Source organism: Marinobacter sp. CHS3-4, from assembly GCF_030053415.1.
In the GTDB taxonomy this organism is placed as follows: domain Bacteria; phylum Pseudomonadota; class Gammaproteobacteria; order Pseudomonadales; family Oleiphilaceae; genus Marinobacter.
Genome location: NZ_JASGBJ010000001.1, coordinates 764,575 through 787,920, shown reverse-complemented (window position 1 = coordinate 787,920; position 23,346 = coordinate 764,575). Strand labels below are relative to the sequence as shown.

Here is a 23,346-nt window from a genome sequence, read left to right as displayed (position 1 = left end):
AGTGTCTTCCAAACCTGTTTCTGGGCATCATTGAATCTCGATTACCGTGACTATCGGCTTATCATACATTGGAACGGCAACACCTGACATGACAAACAGGACACACCAGAGCGACCCAACGCCGGACACAGAACCACAGACTCTGAAGCTAAGCGGCGTGGCCTTTCAGTGGGATTCGTCAAAGGCCCCCCTTCGCTATCCGGATGTGACCCTCCAAGCTGGCAGCCATCTTTTTTTGCAAGGTCCCAGTGGTAGTGGGAAAAGTACATTGATGAGCCTGCTTGGCGGACTCATTACACCGAGCGAAGGCAGGCTGGAAGTTCTGGGCACTTCCCTGGCCTCCCTGAGCAGCGGTCAACGGGATCGGTTTCGGGCCGATCACATCGGCGTTATTTTCCAGCAGTTCAATCTGGTGCCCTACCTGAGCCCCATGGATAACGTGCGATTACCCTGCCGTCTGTCACGCAAACGCCTGCAACGAGCCAAGCCTGATGCCACTACCGAAGCCCGCTCTTTGCTCACCGCACTGGGCATCCCGGAAGACAGCTGGCACCGCTCGGTGCTGCAGTTGAGTGTCGGCCAACAGCAACGGGTTGCCGCGGCACGTGCGCTGATTGGCGGGCCAGAGCTGATCCTAGCGGACGAGCCGACCTCCGCCCTGGACACAAACAATCGGGACCGCTTTATTGCACTGCTTCTGGAACTTGCCGCAAAACAGCGATGTTCTGTGGTGTTTGTCAGTCACGATCAAAGCCTGGCCAACCAGTTTGACCAACAACTGCACCTGCAGGAGTCCACTCGATGAACCTCAAGCTGGCGTTCTCCCTGTCAATTGCCAGCCTCTGGCATCGTCGCAACGTATTGGCCCTGGTCACCTTGACCTTGACGCTCAGTATCACCCTGCTGCTTGGCATTCAGTATCTTCGAACCGAGGTGAAACAATCGTTTACCAACACCATTGCCGGCACGGACCTGATTGTCGGGGCGCGCAGCGGTCAGCTTAACCTTTTGCTGTATACGGTGTTCCATATTGGCAATGCCACCAACAACATCCGCTGGGAATCCTTTCAGGACCTGAAAACCGATAACCGCATCGACTGGTTGGTGCCCATCTCTCTTGGCGACAGCTACAAAGGGCATCGGGTCGTTGGCACCACAGATCAATTCCAGAAGCATTACAAATACGGCCGCGGAGAGCCCATTGAGCTTGCCCGCGGTGCATGGTTTGAGGAGGTGTTTGAAGTGGTGTTGGGAGCCCAGGTGGCGTCAAAGCACCAACACAATGTCGGTGACGCCGTCGTGCTCTCCCATGGTGGCGGACGGACCAGCTTTTCCAACCACGAGGCTACGCCCTTCACCGTGTCTGGCATACTGGCGCCAACAGGAACGCCAGTGGATCAGGCCGTCTATGTCAGCCTGGGCGGCCTGGAAGCCATTCACATCGGCTGGGAATCCGGCGTAGCGATACCGGGCCGAACCGTGACACCTGAACAAGCCAAAGAACGGGATCTCACACCAGACGCCATTACTGCCGCACTGGTAGGCATAGAAAGGCGCATTCTGACGTTTCAGGTTCAGCGTGACCTGAACCAGTATTCGGGCGAACCCTTATCGGCCATTCTGCCCGGCGTGGCACTCAGCGAGCTGTGGCGCATCATGGGCCAGTTTGAAAACGTCTTGCTGGCTATTACCGTTTTCGTGGTACTGACCAGCCTGATAGGCCTGGCTGCCGTACTGCTGTCGCTGCAGGTCCAGCGCCGCCAGGAAATCGCCATACTTCGGGCGACGGGCGCCTCGCCGCTGTTGATTGCTCTACTGTATGTCATCGAATGCCTGCTGCTGACGCTGGTCGCCTGTGGCCTGGCCCTGGGCGTTGGTGCGGCCGGTATTACCCTGGTTAGCCCCTGGCTGCTGGACACCTATGGCCTCAAGATCGCGCTGCGCCCATTGAGTGGCACGGAATGGTTGATCCTTGCCGGCGTACCTTTGGCTGCCGTTTGCGTTAGCCTTCTGCCAGCCATCAAAGCCTGGAGAAGCAGCCGAAAGCAGGGCCTTGGGCATGCCAATTCCTGGTAAAACAGCTACGGTGTCTGCGCCATGACAACCCTGTAAATTGACCAACTTGCAGTCCACACTTATAGTTAGTTCACTTCTTTCATTCAGGTGTTGAGCACTCATGGAACAGTCCGAACTTCAGGCATTGGCGGACAAGCTGGACAGGCTGATAGAACGCTGTAACAAATTAGAGCGCGACAACGCCATGCTGCGCGAGCTTCAGGACGACTGGAACCGCGAACGTGCTCAGTTGATGCATAAAAATGATCTTGCCAAAAACAAGATCGAAGCCATGATCGGCCGCCTGAGATCCCTGGAGCACCACTGATGGCAGAACAGCCAACCACCGTTGAAGTCAAAATTCTGGACAAGGACTATCTGGTCGCCTGTCCTGATGAAGCGCGGGACGAATTGCTACAGGCAGCCAGGCACCTGGATTCCAAAATGCGTGAAATCCGCGCCAGCGGAAAAGTATTCGGTACGGAACGCATTGCGGTGATGGCAGCCCTGAACATCACCCATGATCTGCTGGAGCGGGACACCATGTCCGATGCCGCAAGCAATATCCTTAACGCCATGGACGAAAAGCTCGACGGCGCTCTTGGTGAAAATTCCGGCGGCTGAACCGCGAAAACCGGCGCCGTTTTCACAAGAGTTGCATTCAGCCCCCAAAGTACCCGTATAATGATTTGAACTTCCTGGGCTGTACGCAAGTCGGATTCGTCCTCGAGCCGATGCGCACTACCCAGGTGGCTACTTCAGGGCATTGTGAGCACGTCCCCCGCGAAGGGGAAAGCCTAATATGTCACAGCGGCCACCGACCTTGAACTTTGGGTTCAAGGGCCACATCCGACAACGGCAGCCCGGGAAGCTTTATTTTGTCCACCAACTCCCTCTCCCGCACAGCCTTACGTAAAGAGCTTCGCCAGAAACGTAACGCCCTGACACACCAGCAGCATCAGGACGCGGCGAACAATATTGCCATCAATCTGCTTGGCCACCCGGCGCTCCGCCGAGCCCGACATGTTGCGATCTACCTCCCCAATGACGGTGAAATCGATCCCTCTGTGTACGTCAGTCTGGCGCGTCAGCGGGGCATCAAGTTTTATCTTCCAGTACTCCACCCGGTCTACAAACGACGCCTGGTGTTCAGCCCCTTTGGAGACGACACACAGCTGACGCCGAATCGCTTCGGTATTCCAGAGCCGACTTTTGCGGAAAGCCTCAAGCGACCATCCTGGGCGCTGGATGCGGTGCTGTTTCCACTGGTTGGGTTTGATGAGTCTGGCGGTCGTCTGGGCATGGGTGGCGGATTTTATGACCGCACCTTTGAATTCACACGTCACAGACCCAGGCCGGCGCCAAAGCTGATCGGGCTGGCCCACGAATGCCAGAAAGTGCCGGCGCTACCCGTTGAAAGCTGGGATATCCCGCTACAGAGTATTGTGACGGACGAGCGACGTTACGATGTTAAGTAGCGGTGGAGTGACAAAAGGACGTTTTAATTTGGGCGGGCACTGTCATTGGGTGAGGCTTCACTCACATAGGCGTTGACCGTCTCTGACAAACCACCGTCAGGCGTCTGCATCGACGTGAAGCCAGTAATGACAAGGCCCACCACGAAGATGATAGCGATAGTGCGAATGATGTCAGGCTTGCGGTTCATACCTGCGAGCTCCGATGCCCAAAACTAAACGTGACAAAAATCAGTGAGATAATGCGAGTTCTGATAATCAGCAATAAGATTATCACGCAACTCGCATTTTACAATTTTTCACACATTAATTTTCGGTAACCTTAATCGCAGCGTCACATTTACCGGTATTCCCCGCACCCAGGAAGAGCTGATAGGCCTCGTTGTCCGTCATATTTTCATAACGGAAGCCGATCTTATCCAGCATGGTTTCAAAATCTTTCACCTCATCATCATTCACCTGAGCACCCAGCAGAACCCGGCTGTAAGCCGCACCATGGTTACGGTAATGGAACATCGAAATGTTCCACCGGGTGCCCATGGACATCAGGAATTTCAACAGTGCGCCTGGGCGTTCTGGAAACTCGAACTGAAAGACCTTCTCGTTGGTAATCGTCGGGGCATGCCCCCCGACCATATGGCGGATGTGCTGTTTGGCCAGATCGCTGTCGGTCAGATCCACCACACCATAGCCAGTCTCACGCAGATCCTGCACCAGCTCGTCGCGGCCCAGACCGCCCGCCTGAATCTGGATGCCCACGAAGATCGTGGCTTCAACGGCATCGGCATAGCGGTAGTTAAATTCCGTGATGCTGCGTTTGTGCAGGGCATTGATGAACGATTTGAACGCGCCTGGTTTTTCCGGAATGGTCACCGCCAGGATGGCTTCACGCTTTTCACCCACTTCCGTGCGCTCTGAAATGTAGCGAAGCCTGTCAAAGTTCATGTTGGCCCCGCTAAGGGTAACCGCCAGATTTTCACCTTCGATCTTTTCCCGGTCGATGTACTTCTTCACACCGGCAACGCCGAGGGCACCGGCTGGCTCCGCAATGGAACGGGTATCCTCAAAGATGTCCTTGATGGCCGCGCAGATTTCATCCGTTGATACCGTGATGACCTCATCCACGTGATCCTTGCAGATCTCCCAGGGATGCGCTCCGATCTGTTTGACGGCCACACCGTCGGCGAAGATACCCACTTCCGGCAGAATGACCCGCTCACCAGCGGCAAGCGCTGCCTGAAGGCAGTTTGAATCTTCCGGTTCGACCCCGATGACTTTCACTTCAGGGCGCAAATATTTGATGTAGGCCGCCATGCCGGCGATCAGTCCGCCACCACCCACACACACGAATACGGCGTGGATCGGCTTGGAGAACTGCCACAGCATTTCCATGGCGACGGTGCCCTGGCCGGCGATCACATCCGGGTCATCATAGGGCGGAATGTAGGTGTAACCGTGTTTTTCGATCAGTTCCTGGGCGTGTGCGGCGGCTTCATCAAAGGCGTCGCCCTTGAGAACGACCTTGGCGCCATGGTCACGAACGGAACGCACTTTGATCTCGGGCGTGGTCTGGGGCATCACAATCACGGCCTTGATACCCAGATTCTTCGCGCCAAGAGCCACACCCTGAGCGTGGTTTCCGGCCGACGCGCAGATTACGCCTTTGGATTTTTGCTCTTCCGACAGATGGGCAATGCGGTTATACGCGCCACGAATCTTGAAAGAAAACACCGGCTGCAGGTCTTCGCGCTTCAACAGAATGTTGTTGCCAAAACGCTTGGAAAGGCTTTTGGCCTCGGTCAGCGGTGTCTCGATAGCCACGTCGTACACGCGGGCGTCGAGTATTTTCTTGATATATCGTTGCGGCATGGGGCTTTCCACGTTCGGATTCAGAGTTTTGTCGGAAAAACGCACAGTGTAGAAACTTTGGTCGGGTGCCGTCTATAAGGCAGAGGGTCAGAACGGCTATAATGCCGGTCTCATTTACCTTTTCGGCATATTCCGGAGCCTTCGATGAATCAGGACGAACTGAAAAAAGCCGTCGCCCAGGCCGCACTCGACTACATCAAGCCCCATCTCGACGACAACAGCATCATCGGCGTGGGTACCGGAAGCACGGCCAACTGTTTTATCGACCTGCTTGCCACCATCCGCAATGATTTCGACGGCGCGGTGGCCAGCTCCGAAGCCACCGCCGAGCGACTGAAAGGCCATGGCATTCCGGTTTATGATCTGAACAGCTCTGCGCCGCTGGATTTCTACATCGACGGGGCGGATGAAACCAATGAACATCTGGAGCTGATCAAGGGCGGTGGTGGCGCACTGACCCGAGAAAAGATCGTTGCGGAAGTGTCCAAAACGTTTATCTGCATTGCGGATGAATCCAAGAAGGTGGACATTCTGGGCGATTTTCCGCTGCCAGTGGAGGTGGTACCGATGGCTCGCAGCCACGTGGGACGCGAGATCGTCAAACTGGGCGGCGACCCGGTCTACCGTGAAGGGTTCACCACAGACAACGGCAATGTGATTCTGGACATCCACAACATGGATCTCTCGCGGCCGATTCAGGTTGAGGAGCGGCTGAATAACGTGGTGGGCGTGGTGACCAATGGTCTGTTTGCTCGCCGACCGGCGGATGTATTGCTGTTGGGAACCAGCCGGGGCGTTCAGACCATTACTCGAGACAAGTCCTAGTTTCTTCGCCTTCGGTCTGAGTGATGGGCGCAAGGAGTCCGAACCTTTTTGGGCCTATCACTAACCAAGCGCTTGCTTGGTGTTGGAATTTGCGCAAGACTGCTCCAGTGAATTTTGATGCATTGGAGACCTTCCGTGTCCGACTACTTCAACGACACCCACGAACAAGTCCGCCAGAGCGCCCGCAAGTTTATTGCGACCCACGTGCTGCCCTACATCAACGAATGGGAAGAAGCCGGCGAGTTTCCCAGGGATCTTTACCGCAAGGCCGGTGAAGCCGGACTACTGGGCGTAGGCTTTCCGGAGAGTCTGGGCGGTGTTGGTGAAGGCGATATCTTTATGAAAGTCGCCGTCTCCGAAGAGCTGATGCGCTCAACCTCAGGCGGTTTGGTCGCCGGCCTGGGATCGCTGGATATCGGCTTGCCTCCGGTGGCGAAGTGGGCCCAGCCTGACGTAAAGGAAGCGATTGTGCCGCCAGTGCTGCGCGGCGAGAAAATCGCGGCCCTGGCGGTAACCGAACCGGGTGGCGGCTCGGACGTGGCGAATCTGAAAACCCGTGCCGTTAAAGACGGTGATCACTACGTGGTGAACGGCAGCAAAACATTCATCACCAGCGGCATGCGGGCAGATCATTTTACCGTGGCGGTGCGTACCGGTGGCGAAGGCCACAGCGGGATCAGCCTACTGCTGATCGATCGGGACATGCCCGGGTTCTCCAACGGCAAAAAGCTACAGAAAATGGGCTGGTGGGCCAGCGACACAGCGGAACTGTTTTTCGAGGACTGCCGGGTGCCCGCCAACCGGCTGATCGGCGCCGAAAATGCCGGCTTTATTGCCATCATGAGTAATTTTCTTTTTGAGCGCCTGAGCCTTTCCATCATGGCTTACATGACGGCGGAACTCGCGCTGGAGGCATCCATGGATTGGGCCAAGCAGCGACAGGCCTTCGGCCGATCCATCGGGGGTTTCCAGGTAACTCGTCACAAGCTGGTGGACATGGCAACCCGTGTAGACGTTGCCAAAGAATACACTTACCGATGTGCGGCACTGATGCAGGCGGGCAAAAACCCGATCAAGCAGGTCGCAATGGCGAAAAACTTTGCCGTGGAAGTGTGCGAAGAAGTCACCCGCGAAGCCGTTCAGATTCATGGCGGCATGGGATACATGCGGGAATCCGTGGTGGAGCGTCTGTTCCGGGATGGCAAAATACTGTCGATTGGTGGCGGCACCGACGAAATCATGAAAGAGCTGATCGCCAAACAGATACGATTATGAAGACCATGGTTTAGTTTCGATCCGCAACATTGTGCCGTATAATTGCGCTCACTTTTTACGCACCTTAATGAACGGCAGAAAGGATCTTCCATGAACTTTGACAACATCCCGGCTGGTAAAAACCCGCCTGAAGACATCTACGTCGCTATCGAAATCCCGGCGAACAGCTCTCCCGTGAAATACGAACTGGACAAGGACATGGGCGCACTGCTGGTTGACCGGTTCATGGCGACGCCCATGTTCTACCCGGCAAACTATGGCTTTATCCCACACACCCTGGCAGACGACGGCGACCCGCTGGACGTGCTGGTCATCACGCCCTACCCGGTTCAGGCTGGTTCGGTAATCCGGTGTCGCCCGGTTGGCGTTCTGAACATGGAAGACGAAGCCGGCGGCGATGCCAAGCTGGTTGCGGTTCCTCACGACAAGTTGACCAAGTCGTACGCCAATGTGAAAGACATTGAAGACGTACCTGAACTGCTGCGTCATCAGATCAAGCATTTCTTCGAGAACTACAAAGATCTGGAGCACGGCAAGTGGGTCAAAGTCCAGGGCTGGGCCAATGCCGCAGAAGCCATGAAGGCCGTTGAAGAATCGGTGAAAGCCTATAAGGGCTGATAATTCTGAACACCATGCACAAAAAAACCGGGCCACGGCCCGGTTTTTTTGTGCATGGTGTTCAGCAAAAAAGGCTTGCTTTAACCTCGGGAGAGCAAGTCTCTCATATCGCTGATCGCCGCGCTGGCCCGTGACAGGTAGGCAGCCATCGTCAGTGAATGGTTCGCCAATACCCCGAAGCCGCTACCGTTAAGTACCACAGGACTCCACATGTCGCCCTGAGCGCCTTCCAACTCAATGATGATCTGCTTCACACTGGCCAGGGCATTCTTGTCGGCCAGGACTTTTCGGAAATCCACCTCGATAGCCCGAAAGATGTGCAACAACGCCCAGGAACTGCCCCGCGCTTCATAGAACACATCGTCGATTTTGGTCCAGGAAGTTTTCACCTGCTCACCCATCGTATCTTCAGACAACGGGTCGTTAGGATTGATATTGGACACCGCATCAGACACGGAGGCCTTGCCAACACTTTCGCCCAGGGTGCGGGACAAACTGCCCAGACGGGTCTCAAGGTCCGCCAGCCAGTTGGCCAGATTGTCGGCCCGGGCAAAGAATTGGGCGCTGGGCTGCTCGGGGCGCGACAGGCGGTCCAGATAACTCTTCAACGCATTGATACCACGACGATATTCCGCTTCGGTCGATGGAATCGCCCAGCTGCCGCTGTCGAAGTGAAATTGTGGCTCAGCGATAGTCAGGTCCGGGTCTTCCGCCGACTGACTCTGAGAACGGCTGATGTCTTTACGCATGGCCCGGGAAAGATCCCGCAGCTGAACCAGCGCGCCGTACTCCCAGTTCGGCATATTGTCCAACCAGAGCCCCGGCGGAAAAATGTCGTTGGAAATGTAGCCGCCTGATTTGTCCAGCAGGGTTTCAGCCAGGCGAATCATGGTAACGGTCGTTGCAAAACCAGTCACCGGCTCCCGCTGCATCTCATTGGCCACGCTACGGGTGTGCTCCCGGACTGAAAAACCCTCTGGCTCGCTGCTCCAGATCATGCCCAGCACCAGAGTCACCAGCAGGTACACCACGACGACGGCAACCAGAAACTTGCCTACCACACCGCCACCGGAATAATCCGCAATGTCGTCCTTGCGATCACTGAAATACTGCCTGATTTTGCCTGCCATCAGTTGTCTGTTCTCCTGTCGTGATTGCGCATTCCGTTTACCATGCAGCAATGCCCGTTGATATGCAATTTGAAGCCCGGGTAATCTGCCGCCGCCCGTTCAGCTACCGGCCAGCATGGATGGCCGCCCCAGATGATATCCCATCAACCCGTCGACCCCGGTTTCCACCAGCGCCTCATATTCTGCAGCGGTTTCGACGCCGGACACGAATACCTGCTTGCCGGCACTGTGGGCAATTGAGACCACAGACTCGACGAAGAAACGGTTTTCGTAATGATGGTCGACGTCACGTGAAAAGCTGTGGTCAATACGCACTGCAGTAAAGCTCAGATTTCTGAGGTAGCTAAATGGCACGCCTCCCACCCCGAAACGATCCGCGATCACCGGTACTTTCAGCTCCCCAAGCGTCCGAACCAGTCCCGCCACCCGGCTTCGATCGAGGTGCAGGGCACGCTCAGACACACCCAGCATCAGTCGCTGACGCTCCTGCCCTGCGACGCTCATCTGCCGAATCAGATCGTCGCGAAACTGCGATGAGGCCATTGAGCCTTCGCCCAGAGTGACGCTGAGCTGCAAATCAGCATCTGTTCGCAACAGATCAAGGGAGCGCGCTATGACAAACCGGTCAATATCGGCCACCAGCCCGAAACGCTCCGCCATGGGCACAAACACGCTAGCTCTGACCGGCCCGTCCTCCGAATCCAACCGGGAAGAAACCTGCTGAAAACGAATCGCCCCGGAACGAGACTCCATCATGGGCTGCGCCCAGAGCGACAGACGGTTAGCGTTGATGGCTTCGGTGATCAGGGCGTGCCACTGAGTGCTGCTCCGATGTTCCGTACGGCCCCGGTCTGCCAGGCAGCAACCCGATGGACCGGCCACCTGGGCCTTCCTGAGAGCTTCATCGGCCGCTGCCCAGAGATTGCTCACAGATTGTCCTTCCAGTCGGTCCGCCAGGCCCGCATGAACCGCCATCGTTTCCTGGTGCCGGTCACCGGCGTAAATCAGGCCGAGCTCACTGACCAATTCCCTGACCCAGACCAGCGCATCGGCACCGGATGCCGGTATAAAAAGCGCAAACTCGGCACCGCTGCGACGCCCGGAAAACGTTCCGACATGGGCGGTTGTAAAGGCCTGAAGACAATTCGCTACTCTGACAAGCACAACATCCGCTTCGTCTCTGCCATGTCGCAGGTTGTAGTCGGCAAATCCGGCCAGATGAATGACCGTCAACACACCAGTCGCCGCACGTTCCTCAGACTCGATTTCCGCGGTCAGCCTCAAATCAAATGCCGCCCGGCTGGACAAGCCGGTCACGGCGTCTTCGTTGTTGAGCCGGCGTAAATGCTCAATCAATCGCGCCTGCCCTTCAAACTGCTCCTCCATATTGTCGGCCATTTGATTCAGCGCAACCGTCACTTGATTCAGCTCACGAGTGGCGTGCGGTTTGACCCGATGACCAAACTCCCGGCTACCGAGGGCTTCCGCCTGCACTTCCAGCGCTCTTAGAGGACGAAGCAGGCGCCCCGTCAGCCAGACCAGAGTCGCCGCTCCGAGACCGCCAATGATCATGGCCCCTGCCAACATATGCAGTGCGCCGCTCCAGAGATCCTCATAAGCGGGCCCCGGATGGCTTACCACCTCCACGCTACCTAACTGGGTCCAGCCATGAACAACTGCCGCCTCGCCGGTCGGTGTTGGAAGGCTCACCAGTGATACGAACCATGAGGGGACATTCAGCCCACTCAACCGGCTTTCGCGAGCCACCACTGAGTCGCCCTGCGGGCTCAGGTAGCGAATAGAAAGATAACGGCCGCTGTCGAAAACGGCGTCGACAAGGGAGGCTGCCGCCACCGGATCCCGACCATCTATTGCGTTGGAAAGGGACAAGCCAATCGCCGTCGCGCCATCTCTGGCGTGAACCTCAAGCTGTTGTGAGACATAATCGCGGAAGCGGTCGAAGCTCGTCACGGCTGTCGCGGTAATCACAAGAAGCATCAGACTACCGGTAAACAGCACCAGTATAGTTTTCAAAGACGCAGCACCACGCTGTCCACTGTTCATGACGTGACAGATTGGCTGGTCCATGAGTGGCAACTCCTGATTGTGAACAGACGACGGGGAATCAATTTGCTTGCTATGCTCTTGGGGTCGTTGACAAAGATTTACACAGCGTCACCTACGCCCACAACACTAAACACTATAAACTCTGCAAAGAGTCTAATGTGGGACTTGGTTATCTGGACCGGAACCGGGTGGCCCAAAAACTAGAAAAACAGGCCGGAGCACGATGAACGACGAAAGCCAGAAAGAGAAACTCAGGCAGCATTTTGCGCGCCGTGTCACCACTCAGGCACGGGTGGTTCTGGATACCTGGCAGAAAATGCACGAAGACCCTGACGAATCTGCCGGTTTCAGGGATGACTTTTCGCGGGCCGCCGACAAACTTGTACGCTACGCCCAGCGCTTTGAAATGGACAGCCATGCGAAGGCTGGCCAGAAAGTGTTTGATCTTGTTCGTGACTGGCCGGAAGGCGACGCGCTGCCCAAGGAACTGATCGAACCTCTTGAAAATGCCATTGAGCAGCTTTCCCGCAGTACCTTGCGCAGAACCGATCAGGAAGCCTCGGAAGCGCCACAGCAATATCGTCGCACACCTGTTTATATCGCGCTGGCTAACGAAGAGATGGCCAGCCGCCTGATCCGCCAGCTGGAGTTTTTCGGATTTCGCGCCTCAGCCTTTCCCAACGCCGACGACCTGATTGAAGCCTGCGGCCTGCACAAACCCGAAACCATTCTGATGGACGTCAACTACGGCAACGAGCCACTGGCCGGTATTGCCACCATCGAGAGACTGCAGGAACGGCACGACACCCCTATCCCCATCATTTTCATGAGCGATGAGGATGGCACCATTGAGACTCGCCTGCGCGCTTCCCGCTGCGGCGGCGAGGAATTTTTCTACCCCGCCGTGGACCCGGGGCAATTGATCGAGAAAATCGAGACCTACACCCACGGCAACACGGTCGAGCCCTATAAAGTCCTGGTACTGGACGACTCCCGCGCTCAGGCAAAATACATGGAAACGGTGTTAAAAAAGGCGGGCATGAACGCCCACATCATCACCGACCCGATGCAGATCATCACGGCGCTGGAGAGCTTCCTGCCGGAAATCATCATCCTGGACATGTACATGCCTGGCTGTACCGGCATGGAAATCGCCCGGGTCATCCGACAGCAGGACCGATTCCACAGCGTGCCCATCATCTATCTGTCAGCAGAAGACGATGTATCAAAACAATTGCACGCCATGAGCTTGGGCGGTGACGACTTCCTGACCAAGCCTATTGATCCCAAACATCTGATTTCAACCATCCACAATCGCGGCCGTCGGGCCCGCTCACTGCTGGCACTGATGATTCGCGACAGCCTGACGGGGCTGTATAACCACACTCACACACTGTATTTGCTGGACCAGGAGATCGTGCGGGCACAGCAAAAAGATCAGGCACTGTGCTTTGCCATGATCGACATCGACTACTTCAAGAAGGTCAACGACACCTTTGGTCATCCCATTGGTGACCGGGTTCTTCGCAGCCTGTCCATGTTCCTCAAGCAGCGTCTGCGTAAATCCGATCACATTGGCCGTTATGGCGGCGAAGAGTTTGCCATCATCCTGCCGGAAACCAGCGAAAGTGACGCCCGCAATGTGCTGAACGAGATCCGCGAGCGCTTTTCCGAACTTCTGCAGCCTGCGGGCGACAGGGAATTTAACGTCACTTTCAGTTGCGGTGTCGCCACATTGAAACCCGGCGAAAGCTCCCAGTCATTGTGCGAACGGGCTGACCGGGCGCTCTACCGCTCCAAGGAACAGGGGCGCAACTGCGTCACGGCCTACAGCGACTGAACCCCGCGCGACCAGCCCCGTCCGGGGCTGGTTTATGAAACCAACGTCTTATAGAAGTCTCTTCGACCCTTCACGACAATAGTGCTGTGACAACGGATACGATCCGGGCTCATGGCCCAACCATCACCATCGTTCCGTTAAAATCCATCCATTTGCTGGAAAATGTCGAGATATTCGGCGATCCTGTAGGAAAGTCAGCAACGCAGAGACAGACATGTCTACGATATTGGTACTTCATGGCCCCAACCTGAATATGCTCGGAACCCGCGAGCCAGCGGTCTATGGCCATGAAACGCTCGCCGATATCAACGAACGGTTGCACAACCTGGCCGCCGAAGCTGGCCATCACCTGCTACATTTACAGTCAAATGCCGAATACGAACTGATCGAACGGATACACGATGCGCGCGGGGAAGGGGTCGATTTCATTCTTTTTAACCCGGCAGCGTTCACACACACCAGCGTGGCCCTCAGGGACGCCATCCTTGCTTCAGGCATTCCGTTCATTGAAGTGCATCTTTCAAACGTGCATGCGCGGGAAGCGTTCCGCCATCACTCTTATTTTTCAGATATCGCTGAAGGCGTTATCTGCGGGCTCGGCAGCCACGGGTACGATCTGGCACTCACAGCTGCCCTGCAACGAATTCACCGCTAGACCTGACCAACGGAACCGGACTGACTATGGACATTCGCAAGATCAAAAAACTGATTGAGCTGCTGGAAGAATCCGACGTCGAAGAGCTGGAGATTCACGAAGGGGACGATTCGGTTCGAATTTCCCGCCGTCGCGAACAGGCCCCAGCGCCCCAGTACATGGCACATTACCCGTCACCTGCGCCTGCACCACAGGCTGAACACTCAGCGTCCTCCTCAAGCGGCAGCTCTGAGCCAGCACCTGCAGCAGAGCCTAAAGGCCACCAGCTAAAATCGCCGATGGTGGGTACCTTCTATCGTTCACCTTCGCCCACCTCCAAGGCCTTCGTGGAAGTCGGGCAGGAAGTGAAAGCCGGCGACGTGGTCTGCATCGTCGAGGCGATGAAAATGATGAACCAGATCGAAGCCGATAAGAGCGGTACGGTGTCCGAGATCCTGGTAGAGAACGGACAGCCGGTTGAGTTTGATCAACCCCTGATCATCATTTCCTGAACCCGGTGACATCCTCATGGCTATGTTAGAAAAAGTTCTGATCGCTAACCGTGGCGAGATCGCGCTGCGCATATTGCGGGCCTGCAAAGAGCTGGACATAAAGACGGTGGCTGTTCACTCCCAGATCGACCGGGATCTCATGCACGTGCGCCTGGCCGACGAGTCGGTCTGCATCGGCCCCAACAACGCAACCGACAGCTACCTGAATATCCCAACGATCATCAGCGCAGCCGAAGTAACCGATTCCGTTGGTATACACCCGGGCTACGGTTTCCTGGCTGAAAACGCCGATTTCGCAGAACAGGTAGAGAAAAGCGGATTCCGTTTTATCGGTCCGAAAGCCGAAACCATTCGCCTGATGGGCAATAAGGTCTCGGCCATCAACTCCATGATCAAGGCCGGCGTGCCGACCGTGCCCGGTTCTGACGGCCCCATTACGGATGACGACGAACGAACCCTGAAGATCGCCAGACGCATTGGCTATCCGGTGATCATCAAGGCGGCTTCCGGCGGCGGTGGCCGTGGCATGCAAGTGGTGCACTCAGAAGCCGCATTGTTGAAAAGCATCCAGATTACCCAGAGCGAGGCCAGCAACACCTTTGGCGACGCCACCGTTTATCTGGAGAAATACCTGGAACGGCCGCGCCACGTTGAAGTGCAGGTTCTGGCCGACACCCACGGTAACGTCATTCACCTGGGCGACCGCGACTGTTCCATGCAACGCCGTCACCAGAAGGTTATCGAGGAAGCCCCGGCGCCGAATATTGATCCGGCTGCCCGCGAGAAAACCCTGAAAGCCTGTGTCGATGCCTGTAAGGAAATCGGCTACGTTGGCGCGGGAACCTTCGAGTTTCTGTACCAGGATGGCGCCTTTTACTTCATCGAGATGAACACCCGTGTTCAGGTTGAGCACCCGGTTTCCGAAATGGTCACCGGGGTGGACATCGTTCGTGAACAGCTACGCATTGCCAGCGGCCTGCCCCTGCAGTACACCCAGGACGACATCAAGATTTCCGGCCACGCCATGGAATGCCGGATCAATGCGGAGGACCCGAAAACCTTCGTCCCCAGCCCTGGCAAGGTCAAGCACTACCACGCTCCCGGCGGCAATGGTATTCGCGTCGATTCGCACCTTTACAGCGGCTATTCAGTGCCCCCGTACTACGATTCCATGGTGGCGAAACTGATCACCTGGGGCGACGACCGTGAGATTGCGCGCAAGCGAATGAAGAACGCGCTTGACGAGCTGGTGGTGGAAGGCATCAAAACCAACCAGCCCTTGCATCGAATGCTGGTACGCGACGGTGGCTTTAAACAGGTAGAATTCACCATTCACTACCTGGAAAAACTGATACGGGACTAATCATGCCCTGGATACAACTACAGATCCCGGCTGATCCAGACAATGCGGATCAGCTGGAGGATCTGCTCATGGAAATGGGCGCCGAGGCCGTTTCCATGGAAGACGCCGCTGATCAACCGCTTTACGAACCCGACCCCGGCACCACCCCACTCTGGCACCAGACCAGCGTAACCGGCCTGTTTGACTCCCAACGGGATATCGATCAGCTTTGCGCCGCCATCAAAGATGCCTGGCATCAGCAGACCCAGCAATCGCTGCCTGACGTTGAGGTCACCCTGGTGGAGGACAAAGACTGGGAGCGGGAATGGATGGACAACTTCAAGCCACTGCAATTCGGTGAACGACTCTGGATTGTCCCCAGCTGGCACGAAGCACCGGACCCAGATGCGGCCAATCTGGCCCTGGATCCCGGCCTGGCCTTCGGCACCGGTACGCATCCAACCACCGCATTGTGCCTGGAATGGCTTGACAGTCAGGATGTCTCGGGCACCCAGGTAATAGACTACGGCTGCGGCTCCGGTATTCTTGGCTTGGCAGCCCTGTTACTGGGCGCGGACCACGTGATTGGTGTCGATACCGACCCTCAGGCACTGGAAGCCAGCCGTGAAAATGCCCGCCGCAACAAGGTGGAGGATCAGAAACTGGATCTGTACCTGCCAGAGGACGAACCGGACGCCATTGCAGACGTCATGCTGGCCAACATACTGGCGCAGCCGCTGATTGGCCTGGCCCACCACCTGGCCCGCAAGGTCAAACCGGGCGGCCAGCTGGTGCTTTCGGGCATTCTGTCCTATCAGGCGCGAGAGGTGATGGAAGCCTATGAGCCCTGGTTTACCATGGACGAACCCGAGCAGCGTGAAGAATGGATCCGGCTCACAGGACGGCGTAACGACGGATGACGAACCTGCGTGAACCGACTAAACTCCGTGACTCGTAGCGATATTGCTGACAGGACCCCGGCATGACCCAGAGCAGCTTACAGACTCAGTGCCCAAAATGTGACACCCGGTTCCGGGTGACAGACGCGCAACTGGGCGTGGCGAACGGCAAGGTTCGCTGTGGAAATTGCATGTCGGTGTTCAATGCCCTCGAGCACAGAATCGACGAGTCGACATCCCCTGCACCGGAGAAACAGCCGGAAGCAGCCCCCCAAGATCAAGATAGTGAAACAACCAGCTCCGAAGAAGATTTCGTATTCGCCGACAACCCGGAAGAAGACGCCGCAGAAAGCACTTACACGGGAACCAAGCTGACCTTCTCTGACGATGAATTGAGTGACAGCTTCCGCTCTGTGGACGAACCTGGAAAAACCTCAGCGTTTGGAGCAGAAGACGAAGACGATTCAGAAAACACGGTGGATGAAAGCTGGGCCGAAGACATTCTGTCTGACGACGACGCGCCGGCTTCAGAGCCGGAACCGACCGCGCCGTCCAAACCAGAACCAAAGCCTCAGCCAAACTCCAAACCCGATCCGGAACCTCAAACCAAAGCAAAAGAGGAGTCAGCGCCACCAAAAGCGCCTGAACCGGCACCCAAGCCAGAGCCCGAACCAGAGCCAGAGCCGCGGACAGACGATTACGACGGCTTTTTTATCGACGAGCCCGAATCTTCCGATTTTGACTACGATCTGGACGAGCCCGAGCCGGACAACGGCCCGCGCGTCAGCGAATCGCCTTATCAAAACCTGCGCCGCGAACCCATTGGTGTGTCCGGTGGCGGCAGCGGTCGGTTACGAGGCGTCCTCTGGTTCCTGGTTGTGGTGGCACTGATTGGTGCACTGGTTTCCCAGGTGGTCTGGTTTCAGTTTGATCGCCTGTCAGCCATCCCTCAGCTGCGCCCTTTTTATGAAAAAGGCTGCGAGATGTTTGACTGCGAACTCAAACCGCTCATTGATGTCCAGTCCATTCAGAGCCGCAAACTGGTGGTCAAGACCAATCCGGAAAACCGCAGCCAGCTGATCGTGGATGCGGTCATTATCAACCGGGCCTCTTTCGAGCAGCCTTTCCCGGCCATTGCCCTGACGTTTGCCAACCTGAATAACGACGTGGTCGCGCAAAGCGTGTTTACGCCGGAAGAATATCTGGCGGGCGATGGCAAAGATCTGGAAGCCATGCCCATCGACACCCCGGTGCGGATCGTGATCAACATTCGTGATCCCGGCAAAGACGCGGTGAACTACAACATTGCCTTCCGGGCCCACTCGCCCTGATCCGGCATACGCCGGTTTCTTCAACTGCCTTCGCCACTGGGTCGGACAAAAGTCAACCAGAAAGAGCGAAAAATAATCAATTTTTTCAGGGGCTCTCCCCTTCAATACCATCCTGTGCGGCGGTATCATTACCGCCTTTCGGATGGCAATCGGTTACTTATTGAGCAATCCTTGTCATCCGTTCTCGCTGATTCTGTATCAACACGGACTGAGACTATGCTGCCAACGGCAACCATCGGGCCGTACACATTGCCGAACTCGTTGATCGTCGCGCCCATGGCCGGAGTGACTGATCGCCCCTTTCGCCTGCTGTGCAGGCGCATGGGTGCGGGGCTGGCCGTGTCCGAAATGGTGATCGCAGACAGCAAGCTCTGGCATACCCGCAAGTCGCGGACACGCATGAATCATGACGGCGAGCCAGAACCCCGGTCGGTGCAGATCGCCGGCGGTGATCCAGATATGCTGGCCAACGCTGCCAGACTGAATGCCGAATCCGGTGCCCAGATCATCGACATCAATATGGGTTGCCCGGCGAAAAAAGTCTGCAACAAGGCAGCGGGCTCTGCATTGATGAAAGACGAAGCGCTGGTCAGGGATATCCTGGAAGCGGTCGTCGCGTCGGTGGACATTCCGGTCACGCTAAAAATGCGTACGGGCTGGGACCGGGATCACCGTAACGCTCCGCTGATTGCCAGAATGGCAGAAGATGCGGGCATTAAGGCTCTTGCGGTACATGGCCGCACCCGGGCGGATGCGTACAAGGGCGAGGCCGAGTACGACACCATCGCCGCCGTGAAGGAGCAGGTCAGCATTCCGGTGTTCGCCAACGGCGACATCTGCAGCGCTGAAAAAGCCCATCAGGTACTCCGCCATACCGGCGCTGATGGCTTGCTGATTGGCCGCGGCGCCCAGGGCCGCCCCTGGATATTCCGGGAGATCCAGCATTTTCTGGAAACCGGAGAACACCTGGCGGAACCGCCAGTGGAAGAGGTAGAGGCCATCCTGCTAGAGCATCTGGATGCCCTGCACGATTTCTACGGCATGCCCATGGGTGTGCGTATCGCCAGAAAACACGTGGGCTGGTACCTGCAGTCCCACGACGAAGACAAGCTATTCCGAAAACGCTTTAACGCCATTGATGACCCGTTAGAGCAGGCAGAAAGCATTCAACAGTACTTTGCAAGCATTCGAAATGGAGAGGTATTCGCAGCATGACCGCTGACACTTTGGCCAAAGACAACACCGCCCAACCCGCCAACGATGACATTCATCAGTTGCAGACGATGAACAGCAGCGGCAACTCGGTAACCCTGCGCGACAGCGTTGAAGTTGCACTGAAAAACTACTTCGCCCAGCTGGATGGCGCCCCGGTCACCGAGGTTTATCAGCTGGTGCTCTCAGAGGTAGAAGCGCCTCTGCTGGAGCAGGTCATGAAGTATACCCGCAATAACCAGACCCGCGCGTCTACCATGCTTGGGCTAAACCGCGGGACGTTGCGCAAGAAGCTCAAGCAGTACGGTTTGCTATAATCGAGCAACCCAGTTTTTAGGAGGGCCTCCCGGAACCATTCGCGAGGCCTTCATTCGTTCATACCCGGCAGAAAAGTGAACCATGGCAAATCAGGCTAATACCCCCGTTCGTCGCGCCTTGATCAGCGTTTCCGATAAAACCGGCATTGTCGAGTTCGGCCGCGCCCTCACCGAGCGAGGCATTGAATTGCTGTCTACCGGCGGCACCTTCCGATTGCTGAAAGACAACCAGGTACCGGTTACCGAAGTCAGTGACCACACCGGCTTTCCAGAGATGATGGACGGCCGGGTTAAGACCCTGCATCCCAAGATTCACGGTGGCATTCTGGGCCGTCGCGGCACTGACGACGCGGTGATGAAGGAACATGACATTCAGCCCATCGACATGGTTGTGGTCAACCTTTACCCCTTCGAGGAAACCGTGGCAAAACCGGACTGCGATCTGGCCACCGCCATTGAGAACATTGATATCGGCGGGCCAACGATGGTGCGTGCCGCCGCCAAAAACCACGCCGACGTCGCCATTGTGGTCAATGCGTCGGATTACGGTCGGGTACTGAAAGAGCTGGAAGCCCATGACGGCGAACTGACACACGCCACCCGGTTTGACCTGGCCGTGAAGGCCTTCGAACACACCGCCGGTTACGATGGCGCCATTGCCAACTACCTTGGCGGTCGCACCGCTGATAACGATAACGCCGACTTCCCACGCACCTTCAACAGTCAGTATGTGAAGGTTCAGGACATGCGTTATGGCGAGAACCCTCATCAGCGCGCTGCTTTCTACGCTGAGAAGTATCCGAAAGAAGCCTGCGTCGCGACCGCCAAACAATTGCAGGGCAAAGAACTGTCCTACAACAACGTCGCCGACACCGACGCCGCGCTGGAATGCGTCAAGCCCTTTGCCGATCCGGCCTGTGTCATCGTCAAGCACGCCAACCCCTGTGGCGTTGCCATTGGCACCGATATCGCCCAGGCATATGACCTGGCGTTTGCCACTGACCCCACCTCGGCGTTTGGCGGCATCATTGCCTTCAACCGTGAACTGGATGCGGCCACCGCCAGGGCCATTGTGGATCGGCAGTTTGTGGAAGTGATCATCGCACCCACCATCGCGCCGGAAGCGGTGGAACTGGTGGCCGCCAAGAAGAACGTTCGCCTGCTGGCGTGCGGCGAGTTCGATGGCAACCGCGCCCAAACCATGGACTTCAAACGTGTCACTGGTGGCCTGCTGGTTCAGGATCGGGATCTGGGCATGGTGGCCATGGAAGACGTCAAGATGGTCACCGAGCGCCAGCCCACCGAACAGGAACTGAACGACCTGCTGTTCGCCTGGGAAGTGGCCAAGTACGTGAAATCCAACGCCATCGTCTACGCCCGCGCCGGTCGCACCATCGGCGTTGGCGCCGGACAGATGAGTCGCGTCTACAGCGCCAAAATCGCCGGTATCAAAGCGGCGGACGAGAATCTGGAAGTAAAAGGCTCGGTGATGGCTTCCGACGCTTTCTTCCCATTCCGGGACGGTATCGACGCAGCGGCTGCCGCAGGCATCACCGCAGTGATTCAGCCGGGCGGCTCCATGCGCGACCAGGAAGTGATCGACGCCGCCAACGAGCATGGCATCGCCATGGTCTTCACCGGCATGCGCCATTTCCGCCACTAAGCCCAGAGGGAGAATTGCGATGAATGTTCTGGTCATAGGTTCTGGCGGTCGTGAACACGCACTGGCGTGGAAAGCGGCCCGATCTCCTCAGGCTGACCGCGTGTTCGTGGCGCCCGGCAATGCGGGTACCGCCCGCGAGCCGGGCCTGGAAAACATCAACATTGACGTGCTCGACCTGAAAGGCCTCGCAGACTTTGCGGCTGCAAACGGCGTTGGCCTGACCATTGTTGGCCCGGAAGCCCCGCTGGTCGAAGGCATTGTTGACCTGTTTGAAGAGCGCGGTCTGCGCGTCTTCGGCCCCACCGCTGGCGCCGCGCAACTGGAAGGCTCCAAAGCCTTCACCAAGGACTTTCTGGACCGCCAGAAGATTCCGACCGCCGCCTACGCTAACTTCACTGACGTAGACGACGCCCTGGCCTATGTTCGCCAGCAAGGAGCGCCGATCGTGATAAAGGCGGACGGCCTGGCCGCTGGCAAAGGCGTGATCGTGGCCATGACCCTTCAGGAAGCTGAAGACGCCGTGCGTGACATGCTGGCCGGGAACGCCTTTGGTGAGGCGGGCAGCCGTGTGGTTGTTGAAGAATTCCTCGACGGCGAAGAAGCAAGCTTCATCGTGATGGTGGATGGTCAGAACGTACTGCCTATGGCCACCTCTCAGGATCACAAGCGCGTCGGTAACGGTGATACCGGCCCCAACACCGGCGGCATGGGTGCCTATTCGCCAGCACCGGTGGTCACCGACGAGGTACACCAACGCATCATGGATGAAGTGATTTACCCCACAGTCCGGGGCATGGCGGCCGAAGGTCACCCTTACAAAGGGTTTCTTTACGCCGGTCTGATGATCGATACCAGCGGCGCACCCAAAGTTATCGAATTCAACTGCCGCTTCGGCGACCCGGAAACCCAGCCAATCATGCTGCGCATGAAGTCGGATCTGGTCGAACTCTGCAATGCGGCCATTGATGGCAAGCTGAATCAGTGTGACTCCCAGTGGGATGACCGCGCCTCTGTAGGCATCGTGTTGGCAGCCGGTGGCTACCCAGGCTCCTACCGTAAAGGCGATGTCATTTCTGGTCTTCCGGAAAGCGAAACCGACGGCGAAAAGGTATTCCACGCGGGTACCCGCCTGAACGGCGATCAGGTGGTCACCAACGGCGGCCGCGTACTCTGCGCCACCGCACTCGGCAACACCGTCACTGAAGCCCAGCAGAGGGCGTACAACCTGGCACGGGCTATCCAGTGGGACGATGTATTCTGTCGCTCGGATATCGGCTTTCGCGCCATTGAAAGGGAAAATTCATGATATCCAGGTCTGCTTTATCTCTGATCGCAATTCTGATCTCCGCATTGCTGATCAGCGCCTGCTCCAGGCAAACGCTCTATGACAAAGCCATCGCCTGGGAACGCTCTGGGGCTGGCCTGCAGACGGCTTCTCTGACGGTGGACGGTCTCGACATTGCCTACCTGAAAAATGAAGAGCCCGTGGATGGCGACACCATCGTGATGATCCACGGCTTCGGCGCCAACAAAGACAACTGGACTCGCCTGGCGAGGCAACTGACGGACGAGTTCAATGTCTACGCCGTCGATCTGCCTGGCCATGGCGACAGCAGTAAGCCGCTGGACATCGGTTACCACTTTGATGAACAAGCCGTGCGACTGGAAAGAATTCTGTCGCAACTGAACCTGGGCCGGTTTCACATGATGGGCAATTCCATGGGTGGCGCCATCACGGCACTCTATGCCGCCAGGTATCCCGATCAGATCCAGTCAGCCGTCCTGTTTGATCCAGCCGGCATCTGGGCTTACGAGTCTGATCTATCCGAACAAATGGTGGCGGGGGACAATCCCCTGATCCCGACCAAAGAAGGCGACCTTGAAAAGCTGATCGATTTTGCGCTGGAGGAAAAGCCCTTCGTGCCCTGGCCGGTCTACAGCGTGATGGAAGAAAAAGCCATTGCGAACAAGGAAGTCAACACGGTGATCTTCAACGACATCCGTGACAGCACCATGGCGGCACAGTTTCAAGAGAGCATCACCGCTATCGAAGCACCGGTACTGATTATCTGGGGCAAAGAAGATCGCATCACAGACCCACGGAATGCGGACGTGTTTGTTCAGCAAATACCGGATGCTCGCAAAGTCATGCTCGATGGCATCGGCCACGCTCCGATGATCGAAGCACCGGAAGAATCCGCCGAACTGTTCCGCCTGTTTCTGGCCGAGTCGGTGAAAACACGCTAGCCTAGGCCAAGTCCAAGCCACTAACCTAGCGTCAC

The 23,346-nt window shown here is 56.8% G+C and carries 23 protein-coding genes and 1 other RNA gene; 20 read left to right on the top strand and 4 right to left on the bottom strand.

The features are described 5' to 3' along the window. Positions 1-88 precede the first annotated feature (88 nt). The 6 genes from QLQ17_RS03625 to QLQ17_RS03600 all read left to right on the top strand — a co-directional run bounded on the left by QLQ17_RS03625 (position 89) and on the right by QLQ17_RS03600 (position 3,533). On the top strand, positions 89-805 hold the full coding sequence (locus QLQ17_RS03625) for an ABC transporter ATP-binding protein (RefSeq protein WP_283208172.1): 717 nt from the start codon (positions 89-91) through the stop codon (positions 803-805). Beyond that, complete coding sequence (locus tag QLQ17_RS03620; protein ID WP_283208171.1) at positions 802-2,076, top strand: ABC transporter permease; 1,275 nt, start codon at positions 802-804, stop codon at positions 2,074-2,076. Before QLQ17_RS03625 ends, QLQ17_RS03620 begins: the two co-directional genes overlap by 4 nt. A gap of 100 nt (positions 2,077-2,176) precedes the next feature. Further along, complete coding sequence (locus QLQ17_RS03615) at positions 2,177-2,383, top strand: TIGR02449 family protein (RefSeq protein ID WP_283208170.1); 207 nt, start codon at positions 2,177-2,179, stop codon at positions 2,381-2,383. After that, on the top strand, positions 2,383-2,679 hold the full coding sequence (locus QLQ17_RS03610; protein ID WP_283208169.1) for a cell division protein ZapA: 297 nt from the start codon (positions 2,383-2,385) through the stop codon (positions 2,677-2,679). The genes QLQ17_RS03615 and QLQ17_RS03610 overlap by 1 nt, the downstream gene beginning before the upstream one ends. Before the next feature lie 68 nt (positions 2,680-2,747). Continuing rightward, positions 2,748-2,929: non-coding RNA, 6S RNA (gene ssrS / locus QLQ17_RS03605), on the top strand. Positions 2,930-2,933: 4 nt separating this feature from the next. Next, positions 2,934-3,533, top strand: a complete 600-nt coding sequence (locus QLQ17_RS03600; protein ID WP_283208168.1) for a 5-formyltetrahydrofolate cyclo-ligase — start codon at positions 2,934-2,936, stop codon at positions 3,531-3,533. 23 nt (positions 3,534-3,556) lie between these two features. Here QLQ17_RS03600 and QLQ17_RS03595 read toward each other — a convergent pair whose 3' ends face one another. Continuing rightward, entirely contained in the window at positions 3,557-3,721 is a 165-nt protein-coding gene (locus QLQ17_RS03595; protein ID WP_283208167.1) for a hypothetical protein, read from the bottom strand. Positions 3,722-3,836: 115 nt separating this feature from the next. After that, positions 3,837-5,399 (bottom strand): threonine ammonia-lyase, biosynthetic, encoded by a 1,563-nt coding sequence (gene ilvA / locus QLQ17_RS03590; protein WP_283208166.1) that lies wholly within the window; start codon positions 5,397-5,399, stop codon positions 3,837-3,839. Between the two features lie 144 nt (positions 5,400-5,543). Between ilvA and rpiA the strand changes: the two genes are divergently transcribed. The 3 genes from rpiA to ppa all read left to right on the top strand — a co-directional run bounded on the left by rpiA (position 5,544) and on the right by ppa (position 8,117). After that, positions 5,544-6,224, top strand: a complete 681-nt coding sequence (gene rpiA / locus QLQ17_RS03585; protein WP_283208165.1) for a ribose-5-phosphate isomerase RpiA — start codon at positions 5,544-5,546, stop codon at positions 6,222-6,224. Positions 6,225-6,341: 117 nt separating this feature from the next. Then, entirely contained in the window at positions 6,342-7,499 is a 1,158-nt protein-coding gene (locus QLQ17_RS03580; protein WP_283208164.1) for an acyl-CoA dehydrogenase family protein, read from the top strand. Between the two features lie 90 nt (positions 7,500-7,589). After that, positions 7,590-8,117: an inorganic diphosphatase gene (ppa, locus tag QLQ17_RS03575; RefSeq protein ID WP_283208163.1), complete on the top strand. Its 528-nt coding sequence runs from the start codon at positions 7,590-7,592 to the stop codon at positions 8,115-8,117. Positions 8,118-8,197: 80 nt separating this feature from the next. Here the strand turns inward: ppa and QLQ17_RS03570 are convergent, their stop codons facing one another. Both QLQ17_RS03570 and QLQ17_RS03565 read right to left on the bottom strand, forming a co-directional pair. Then, entirely contained in the window at positions 8,198-9,247 is a 1,050-nt protein-coding gene (locus QLQ17_RS03570; RefSeq protein WP_283208162.1) for a DUF2333 family protein, read from the bottom strand. 99 nt (positions 9,248-9,346) lie between these two features. Continuing rightward, a complete protein-coding gene (locus QLQ17_RS03565) occupies positions 9,347-11,335 on the bottom strand; it encodes a bifunctional diguanylate cyclase/phosphodiesterase (RefSeq protein WP_283208161.1) in 1,989 nt (662 codons plus the stop codon). A gap of 202 nt (positions 11,336-11,537) precedes the next feature. Between QLQ17_RS03565 and QLQ17_RS03560 the strand changes: the two genes are divergently transcribed. The 11 genes from QLQ17_RS03560 (at position 11,538) to QLQ17_RS03510 (ending at position 23,311) form a co-directional block, all read left to right on the top strand. Further along, a complete protein-coding gene (locus QLQ17_RS03560) occupies positions 11,538-13,154 on the top strand; it encodes a GGDEF domain-containing response regulator (protein ID WP_283208160.1) in 1,617 nt (538 codons plus the stop codon). Between the two features lie 214 nt (positions 13,155-13,368). Further along, positions 13,369-13,809 carry a type II 3-dehydroquinate dehydratase gene (gene aroQ, locus QLQ17_RS03555; RefSeq protein WP_283208159.1) on the top strand — a complete coding sequence of 147 codons (441 nt, stop codon included), beginning with the start codon at positions 13,369-13,371 and terminating at the stop codon, positions 13,807-13,809. 26 nt (positions 13,810-13,835) lie between these two features. Then, positions 13,836-14,300, top strand: coding sequence for an acetyl-CoA carboxylase biotin carboxyl carrier protein (gene accB / locus QLQ17_RS03550; protein WP_283208158.1), 465 nt, complete (start codon positions 13,836-13,838; stop codon positions 14,298-14,300). Between the two features lie 16 nt (positions 14,301-14,316). Then, complete coding sequence (gene accC, locus QLQ17_RS03545; RefSeq protein ID WP_283208157.1) at positions 14,317-15,663, top strand: acetyl-CoA carboxylase biotin carboxylase subunit; 1,347 nt, start codon at positions 14,317-14,319, stop codon at positions 15,661-15,663. A gap of 2 nt (positions 15,664-15,665) precedes the next feature. After that, positions 15,666-16,562, top strand: coding sequence for a 50S ribosomal protein L11 methyltransferase (gene prmA / locus QLQ17_RS03540; protein WP_283208156.1), 897 nt, complete (start codon positions 15,666-15,668; stop codon positions 16,560-16,562). Positions 16,563-16,624: 62 nt separating this feature from the next. Continuing rightward, positions 16,625-17,872, top strand: a complete 1,248-nt coding sequence (locus QLQ17_RS03535) for a DUF3426 domain-containing protein (protein ID WP_283208155.1) — start codon at positions 16,625-16,627, stop codon at positions 17,870-17,872. A gap of 216 nt (positions 17,873-18,088) precedes the next feature. Then, positions 18,089-19,087, top strand: a complete 999-nt coding sequence (gene dusB, locus QLQ17_RS03530) for a tRNA dihydrouridine synthase DusB (RefSeq protein ID WP_283208154.1) — start codon at positions 18,089-18,091, stop codon at positions 19,085-19,087. Next, a complete protein-coding gene (fis, locus tag QLQ17_RS03525) occupies positions 19,084-19,401 on the top strand; it encodes a DNA-binding transcriptional regulator Fis (RefSeq protein ID WP_283208153.1) in 318 nt (105 codons plus the stop codon). The genes dusB and fis overlap by 4 nt, the downstream gene beginning before the upstream one ends. 82 nt (positions 19,402-19,483) lie before the next feature. Beyond that, positions 19,484-21,064 (top strand): bifunctional phosphoribosylaminoimidazolecarboxamide formyltransferase/IMP cyclohydrolase, encoded by a 1,581-nt coding sequence (purH, locus tag QLQ17_RS03520; RefSeq protein WP_283208152.1) that lies wholly within the window; start codon positions 19,484-19,486, stop codon positions 21,062-21,064. 19 nt (positions 21,065-21,083) lie between these two features. After that, a complete protein-coding gene (gene purD / locus QLQ17_RS03515; protein WP_283208151.1) occupies positions 21,084-22,370 on the top strand; it encodes a phosphoribosylamine--glycine ligase in 1,287 nt (428 codons plus the stop codon). After that, positions 22,367-23,311, top strand: a complete 945-nt coding sequence (locus QLQ17_RS03510) for an alpha/beta fold hydrolase (RefSeq protein ID WP_283208150.1) — start codon at positions 22,367-22,369, stop codon at positions 23,309-23,311. The genes purD and QLQ17_RS03510 overlap by 4 nt, the downstream gene beginning before the upstream one ends. The last annotated feature ends 35 nt before the right edge of the window (positions 23,312-23,346 follow it).

Coding starts and splice junctions, on each gene's coding strand:
- QLQ17_RS03510 (WP_283208150.1), top strand. CDS start 22,367: ATGATATCCAGGTCTGCTTTATCTCTGATCGCAATTCTGATCTCCGCA.
- QLQ17_RS03620 (WP_283208171.1), top strand. CDS start 802: ATGAACCTCAAGCTGGCGTTCTCCCTGTCAATTGCCAGCCTCTGGCAT.
- QLQ17_RS03610 (WP_283208169.1), top strand. CDS start 2,383: ATGGCAGAACAGCCAACCACCGTTGAAGTCAAAATTCTGGACAAGGAC.
- QLQ17_RS03560 (WP_283208160.1), top strand. CDS start 11,538: ATGAACGACGAAAGCCAGAAAGAGAAACTCAGGCAGCATTTTGCGCGC.
- aroQ (WP_283208159.1), top strand. CDS start 13,369: ATGTCTACGATATTGGTACTTCATGGCCCCAACCTGAATATGCTCGGA.
- dusB (WP_283208154.1), top strand. CDS start 18,089: ATGCTGCCAACGGCAACCATCGGGCCGTACACATTGCCGAACTCGTTG.
- QLQ17_RS03570 (WP_283208162.1), bottom strand. CDS start 9,247: ATGGCAGGCAAAATCAGGCAGTATTTCAGTGATCGCAAGGACGACATT.
- QLQ17_RS03535 (WP_283208155.1), top strand. CDS start 16,625: ATGACCCAGAGCAGCTTACAGACTCAGTGCCCAAAATGTGACACCCGG.
- fis (WP_283208153.1), top strand. CDS start 19,084: ATGACCGCTGACACTTTGGCCAAAGACAACACCGCCCAACCCGCCAAC.
- prmA (WP_283208156.1), top strand. CDS start 15,666: ATGCCCTGGATACAACTACAGATCCCGGCTGATCCAGACAATGCGGAT.
- purH (WP_283208152.1), top strand. CDS start 19,484: ATGGCAAATCAGGCTAATACCCCCGTTCGTCGCGCCTTGATCAGCGTT.
- purD (WP_283208151.1), top strand. CDS start 21,084: ATGAATGTTCTGGTCATAGGTTCTGGCGGTCGTGAACACGCACTGGCG.
- accC (WP_283208157.1), top strand. CDS start 14,317: ATGGCTATGTTAGAAAAAGTTCTGATCGCTAACCGTGGCGAGATCGCG.
- QLQ17_RS03625 (WP_283208172.1), top strand. CDS start 89: ATGACAAACAGGACACACCAGAGCGACCCAACGCCGGACACAGAACCA.
- QLQ17_RS03565 (WP_283208161.1), bottom strand. CDS start 11,335: ATGGACCAGCCAATCTGTCACGTCATGAACAGTGGACAGCGTGGTGCT.
- QLQ17_RS03615 (WP_283208170.1), top strand. CDS start 2,177: ATGGAACAGTCCGAACTTCAGGCATTGGCGGACAAGCTGGACAGGCTG.
- accB (WP_283208158.1), top strand. CDS start 13,836: ATGGACATTCGCAAGATCAAAAAACTGATTGAGCTGCTGGAAGAATCC.
- ppa (WP_283208163.1), top strand. CDS start 7,590: ATGAACTTTGACAACATCCCGGCTGGTAAAAACCCGCCTGAAGACATC.
- QLQ17_RS03595 (WP_283208167.1), bottom strand. CDS start 3,721: ATGAACCGCAAGCCTGACATCATTCGCACTATCGCTATCATCTTCGTG.
- ilvA (WP_283208166.1), bottom strand. CDS start 5,399: ATGCCGCAACGATATATCAAGAAAATACTCGACGCCCGCGTGTACGAC.
- QLQ17_RS03580 (WP_283208164.1), top strand. CDS start 6,342: ATGCATTGGAGACCTTCCGTGTCCGACTACTTCAACGACACCCACGAA.
- rpiA (WP_283208165.1), top strand. CDS start 5,544: ATGAATCAGGACGAACTGAAAAAAGCCGTCGCCCAGGCCGCACTCGAC.